We start from the raw sequence: 6,746 nt of genomic DNA, 5'->3' as shown, positions 1-6,746 counted from the left end.
AAAACTTTGCAACAGAACCTACTAAACTACTTGATGTTGTTTATCGTATTACGCCGGAACACGATACGAAAATAGCGACACTGCAAGACCTAATTCGTAAAAAGATCGATCATCCGATATAGACCCAAATCGATCTATCAATAATTATCAAACTGAGTAATATAGAGACAAAAATTTCAAAAACGACCTATTAATTGGTCATCGAATATCATTTAAAATCAATACGACGGAGTCAAAACAAGCCCGCTGAGAGTAAAAAATATACAGTCCCGTAGGTAAAGTGCCACAGGCCTGTATATTTTTTTATTTCAGACTACCCGAAACGATTCCATTTACTTTTTATCTCATTTTTTCCTACTAGTTAGTATCAAATACTCTCCTATTTTCTCAATAAACTATTTTGGGTTACATGGTATCTGAAACAACTAAAGTATTGCTGTTACAGCAAAAAATCACTTTATCTCCGTTTCATTTCAGATACATTTCACTTAAGCGGATTCAAAAAAGACAAAATAAAAAGGAACCCCTAGTTAGCCTATGCTTTTAAAGATTCCTCTCGAAACACGGTCATATAACAACGGGGTGGGGTAAATGAATGAAAAAGATGGAAGAATCATTAATCAATAGCTTTCTTAAATACTCCGTTATAAAATGTGAACAAGTAAAAAGACATCTATCCCTATTTTCTACACTTCCACTTTACTACTATCTTTGAATCGTACAATTTTCTTAACTCTTCTCGTTTACCTCAATTCATTTTCAAGTGGAATCAACTCATCATCTAACATTTTACGCCATGCTCGCTTCATTTCTTGTGGGTATTTAAATGGTTTCGCTTCTGGATGTTTGGCTTTATATCCTTCGTAATCCTTACTGTTGATAATTGCTTTCATATTAGGAATTGGATCTTCACCTGGCATATATTGCAGATTAGAAGCATGTAATTCTTTCTCAGAAACAAACCACTCATTGGAAAAGGTATGAATCAAATTATCACTTGCTTGTGTAAAATAGCGACGTTTAATGACAAAGATATCTTCATTACTATCTAAAGTCCCCACATCAAATGCATTTAAAATTTGTCGGTAAACTTCTTTGACTCCTTCTGTTTTATTCAATTTAGCCAAAGCTTTTTCAATTTCTTCTCGTGCATCTGAATTATTCGCAGCATAAGTTCCTAGTAATTGATCAATATAAGTAGAATCAATATCATACAACTTCGTGGTATTTTCACTATAAAATTCGATCGTTGAAAAATCTTCTCCCTCTTTTTCTGGTTCTTCCTCCATTAATGACCCCTTCACGGTCTCATATACACCAATTTGTTCTTCCAAAAGTTGAATTTGATTGTTCAAGATTGGGGATTTCACCATATCATCATTATAGTCGTCATAAGTCACTAACGATTCATACGCACGATTCAATTCTTGGAATGCTTTGACATATTCGATACGAGTTTCAAGAGGCGTATGTTCATCAATAGATTCCATGGATGAAACCTCTTTTAACTTACCATATGCTTGTTTGAATCTTTTTTTGGATTCCTGATAACTTGGATAAATTAATCCCGATTCTTCTTTAGCTTCTGAATACAGTTTTGTCGCATCCTCGACATTCTTCTCCATTGTCGCTGGCTTTCGGAAAGTAACAATTAGTCCTTTGGTTTTTTCTGGATACGTACGGTTCGTACGTGAAAAAGCTTGGATCAATCCTGCATACTCTAGATTACGATCCACAAATAGGGTTTGAATCGTAGGGGCATCAAAACCTGTCAATAGACGATCCACTACGATCACTAAATCGATTTGTTTCCCAAATTGTTTGAATTCCGCTCTTTTTCGTGCCAAACGATTATTGATATCTCCGTTATAACGCCCAATGTCTGCTAATGACCAGGCAGTATCAAAATACTGATTATATTCCTCAATAATTTTTTTCATTTCTTCTTGTTGGGCACTTGAATCTTGGTTATTTTCTTCCAATGAATAGGTAATAGCGATCCTTGGGAAATCAGGATCCTCCATCGTTCGTCCTTCACGAATGGGCTGATCGGAAAACTCTTTTGTTAACCAATCAGGCTCTTTCGTCATCTCTTTGATGGCTCGATAATACTTTTTAGCCATGTCAATGGAACTCGTGGTTAAGATTGCAGATTTCGTTGGACGGCCATTTCGAAAATCAAATTTTGTATAGGCATTATCTGGACGGAACATTTTATGAATGACTTTTTGGATATGTTCATCTGCTTCAAAAACAGCAGGGTCCAAATAACTTTCTTTTTTGACAGGCTCCATTTGATCGATCATACGATTGATCTGTTCTGATGAATACTCTGCATATGTTTCTACTTCTTTTAATTTCCGATAGATTTTATTCTCTAATGAAGTCGGCTCCACGGTGTTTTCATGCTCTACTTGAAATCCTAAGACAGAGCCATCTTCTAGCGCATTCTTGATGGTATAGGTGTGCAAGACCTCTCCATACTGATCATGGGTCGTACGTGCCAATTGTCCTTTGGCTTGTTTCCGATTCTCAGGGAAAATCGGTGTGCCTGTAAAGCCAAACCAAGTGGATTTCGGAAACATTTTTTTGATTTCTTCCATATTTTCAGCACTTAGCGCTCGATGACACTCATCTACTACAAACACGATATGTTGCCCCATTAATTTTTGGAAGCGATTGGTTCCTTTTTTCTCCTCTTGTTTCTTTGCATATTTCAACGCCGCATCTAGCTTTTGACGGGTTGTAATAATCACAACATTCGCATTGGCATCTGCCAACAGAGTTTCACTTAACTCTTTGGCACTTCCTGTTCCCACGATCAAGCTATTCGCTTTGGCGTTCCCGGAAGAAATCCCAGTATTAAATTCCGAAGCAAATTTCGTAAACTCTGTGGTGGTTTGATTATCTAAATCTTTGCGGTCCACTAACATGATCGTTCGATCGATCCCCGATTTTCGTGCTAAAAGCTTAGTAGATACAAAACTAGTCAACGTCTTTCCTGAACCTGTCGCATGCCACACATACCCTGATTGATGTTTATTTGCAGCAATAAACAAGGCTTGAATCGCATGTACTTGATAAGGATGTAACACCATGAGGGTTTTATTGTCTTGATCTTCACTGACAATCGTATAATCCGCAATCAAGCGATGGGCATCCGGGATATTTAGCACTTGTTTGCAAAACTCATATAAGTTTTCTACCTTCTTATTATCTTTCGTTCGCCAACTAAATAAAAACTTAGGGTGCAAGTCTTTCGGTAAGGCATTTGCAAAATACCGGGTCGTTTGTTCATTGGAAACCACAAACAACTGCAAGGTCGAAAAGATATTGTTCCGAAACATGCCTTCTTCTGCATACTTTTTGATTTGGTTAAACGCCTGATAGACGCCATCTTTTGCGGTTACTTCTTTCAACTCGATTTGGACAATCGGTAATCCATTGATTAATAAGGTGACGTCAAAACGTCGATCCCGTGCTTCTATGTTACTTCCACGTTTTGCAATTTGATGCACCACTTCATAGGTAGAGATCCCCCCACCAATATCTTGGTTCGAATAAAGAACCAATGAGATAGAGCCTAACTGCGAATCTTCCCGTTCAATCGTGATTCGTGCCATGCCATTTTCACCTTTTAACCATTTCGCAGCATCAAATGGGGTTTTCGTCCGTAGCAATAATTCGGTTTTGATCGTTTCAAACTCTTTATCGGTCAAAGGAGAATCATTCAGTTCTGCTTGATTATTTGAGATGATTTTTTGGCGTAAATTGTCCCAAAGATCTTCTTCTGATTTTAGATCCGGACGATACGTCCACTGATTATGTCCTTCCCCAAGTACACGAATCAACTGTTCTTCGACTTCTGCTTCCTCACGATGACTAATTTTCATTCTTCTTCCCTCCTAGACAAACATCTTTTGTAAGAAGCCTTTTTTCGTTTCTTTTAGTAAATCTAATTCGCGTTGGTGAAGGGTGATGGTGGTGTCGAGTTGTTCAAAGAATGCCCCAATTTTTCTTTGTTCATTAATACATGGTATCAGGATTGGCATTTTTGCCATTTGCTTACCTGACACTTCCGCAAAAGTTGATCCTGCACCAGTTACTTCACCATATCGTTTCAACTCGTGAGTTCTTGAAAAAATGAAATAACTATCGAGTTTGTTTTTGTGTGGAACAATTGATTGAAAACCTTGGTTTGTTGTACCTTCTTTTGCCAGTATCGCAGTATTTCCAATCCCTGCACGAGAGGTAAAAAGAACAGTTCCAATTGGCAAAATCTTAGCAGAGCTCTTTTGTTGACCTAATTCAGTAATTGTTTTCAGACTTTTACTAACGTAAATTTGGTCACCAATTTCAGCTGGAGCGTACCAGTCAATGTCACCGTCCCAATACTCAGGATTACTTGTGCTTGGCGTACCACCTCCGACAATACTAGCCACATCAGATAACCTCCGCTGTTCCCAATCTTCCGTAAATCCAGAAAAACGAATTTCTGGCACTTTTGCTCCGTTTTTAGGGAACATTTTTTGTAAGAATCCTTTTTTCGTTTCCTTCAGCAAATCTAACTTACGTTGATGAAGAGCGATAGTGTCGTCGAGTTGTTTAAAGAAGTTACCGATTTTTTGTTGTTCTTCATATTTTTTTGGAATAGTCACTTTTTTCTCTAATAAATCTGACTTAGTCATTCCTTTAATAGATGTTCCTTGTATATTCTTAAGCTCTTTTTGAAGCATAGAATATAAAGAGAAGATTCCAAAATATGAATCTATTTGTAACTCTGAAAGTGATAAAAAATCTTGGCTAGTAGCATACTCAAAAGGCATTAATGCTAATTTACCAACCCCCACTCGTGTAACTATCGCAATTGAGTTAGGAGGAATAATTTTTGCTGCAGATTTTTTAATAGCTTCATTCGTAATTTTCTTTTTAGGAGAAACATTAAATAATCTGTTAATTTCTAAATCGCTACTTTGAATCCATGGAATGTTACCGTTCCAAAATTCTTTTGTATTAGTTTTAGGGGTACCACCACCATAAGTAACTTTTGAAATTTCAAAAACCTTACGCTGTTCCCAAGCTTCCGTAAATCCTGGGAAACGAATTTCTGGTTGTGTATCATTGCTCATGTTTGAACACCTCCAGCGCACCTTGTAACCACGCTTCATTTTCAGGTGTTGTTTGCAGGGAAGAGATAGCTTCTAAAAGTTCTTTTTCTAGCACTTGCTGTTCTTGTCGTATCTTCTTGATGTCATTTCCGACATGAACCATATCAATTGGTTCTTCTTCTTCGAAAGTATCTACATAGCGTGGGATATTTAAGTTATAGTCATTTTCTTTGATTTCATCAAAGGTTGCCAAATGAGCGTATTTCTCGACATCTTTTCTTTCAGCGTAGGTTTCGAGGATTTTTTGAATGTTTTCTTCCGATAGTTTATTTTGATTTTTCCCTTTAACAAATTCACGACTAGCGTCAATGAATAATACATCTCGAGTTTGACGATTCTTCTTCAACACAATCACCGTCGTTGGAATCGATGTACCAAAGAACAAGTTCGCAGGCATACCGATCACAGCATAAATACTGCCGTCTTCTAATAATTTTTGACGAATGACCCCTTCTGCAGCGCCACGGAATAAAACTCCGTGTGGTAAGACGATGGCCATGGTACCTGTTTCCTTCAAATGATAGAACCCATGAAGAAGAAACGCAAAATCTGCTTTGGATTTTGGCGCTAATTTCCCATAACGATTAAACCGAGAATCATCTAAAAAGGTCGTATCTGCTGACCAGTTAGCCGAATAAGGTGGGTTCATCACTACTGCATCAAATGTGTAAGGTTCATCTGTTGGCCAGTCCTTATTCAACGTATCCCCATTGCGGAGATTCATCTCTTCAGCATCTACCCCATGTAAAATCAAATTCATTTTTGCTAGATTGTATGTCGTTGTATTTAATTCTTGCCCATGATATTTAACGTTATCTGGGTGAGGTAAGTAGTTACGCACATTTAACATCAATGAACCTGAACCCATCGTTGGATCAAAAACACTAAAGAATCGTCGTTCTTTTTGATCCAACGTCACGATTTGTGCCATCATATCAGAAACCATATGAGGCGTGTAAAATTCTCCGGCTTTCTTCCCTGCTTCTGAAGCAAATTGACTGATCAAAAATTCATACGCATCACCGATCACGTCTCCATCATGTCCTAAAACATCTACGTCGTTTAATTTCTTGATAACTTCGGTAATCGTGACATTTCGTTGTTGCTCATCGGTTCCTAGTTTTTTTGATTGAAGATCAACATCATCAAATAACCCATTAAACTGGTTATAAGTAGAAGACAATTGCACAAAGGCTTTGTTTAAATCATTCAATTGAAAAATTGCTTGTTTTGCTTGATCTGCTAACACATTGAAAAGATACTCTGGTGAGATCGCATACCCTAAAATATCCACGATTGTGGCAATCAGATCTTCTTTTGATTCTTCATCTGAAAGTAATTCACGATACAACATTGTTTGTTTGCTTACTGTGTCATATTCCTCTAAGGATTCATCTGCTAAAAGAACCACTTGTTCCAGCAAACGATCAGATAAATATTTATAGAAAATCAGCCCCAATAAATAATTTTTATATTCTGACGCATCCATTTTGCTACGGAGATTATCTGCCGCACTAAATAATTTTTGATTTAATTCTGCACCCAAAAAGATACACTCCTATCTCTTATTTAAATTGC

3 protein-coding genes are annotated in these 6,746 nt (G+C 37.2%); all 3 read right to left on the bottom strand.

What is annotated here, in order from left to right; translation table 11 throughout:
* Window positions 1-743: 743 nt before the first annotated feature.
* Genes CUS89_RS12715 through CUS89_RS12705 form a run of 3 tightly spaced genes read right to left on the bottom strand, consistent with a single transcriptional unit; the run spans window position 744 to window position 6,714 of the window.
* Window positions 744-3,893: a type I restriction endonuclease subunit R gene (locus CUS89_RS12715; protein WP_104872394.1), complete on the bottom strand. Its 3,150-nt coding sequence runs from the start codon at window positions 3,891-3,893 to the stop codon at window positions 744-746.
* A 12-nt stretch (window positions 3,894-3,905) separates the two neighbouring features.
* Window positions 3,906-5,129: a restriction endonuclease subunit S gene (locus CUS89_RS12710; RefSeq protein ID WP_104872393.1), complete on the bottom strand. Its 1,224-nt coding sequence runs from the start codon at window positions 5,127-5,129 to the stop codon at window positions 3,906-3,908.
* Window positions 5,119-6,714, bottom strand: coding sequence for a type I restriction-modification system subunit M (locus tag CUS89_RS12705; RefSeq protein WP_104872392.1), 1,596 nt, complete (start codon window positions 6,712-6,714; stop codon window positions 5,119-5,121). Before CUS89_RS12705 ends, CUS89_RS12710 begins: the two co-directional genes overlap by 11 nt.
* Window positions 6,715-6,746 lie beyond the last annotated feature (32 nt).

The sequence above is a fragment of the Enterococcus mundtii genome (genome assembly GCF_002947535.1).
Classification (GTDB): Bacteria; Bacillota; Bacilli; order Lactobacillales; family Enterococcaceae; genus Enterococcus_B; species Enterococcus_B mundtii_B.
Note: the sequence above shows the minus strand (reverse complement) of the source record. Positions and strands in the feature narration are given on the sequence as shown.

Coding starts and splice junctions, on each gene's coding strand:
- CUS89_RS12715 (WP_104872394.1), bottom strand. CDS start 3,893: ATGAAAATTAGTCATCGTGAGGAAGCAGAAGTCGAAGAACAGTTGATT.
- CUS89_RS12710 (WP_104872393.1), bottom strand. CDS start 5,129: ATGAGCAATGATACACAACCAGAAATTCGTTTCCCAGGATTTACGGAA.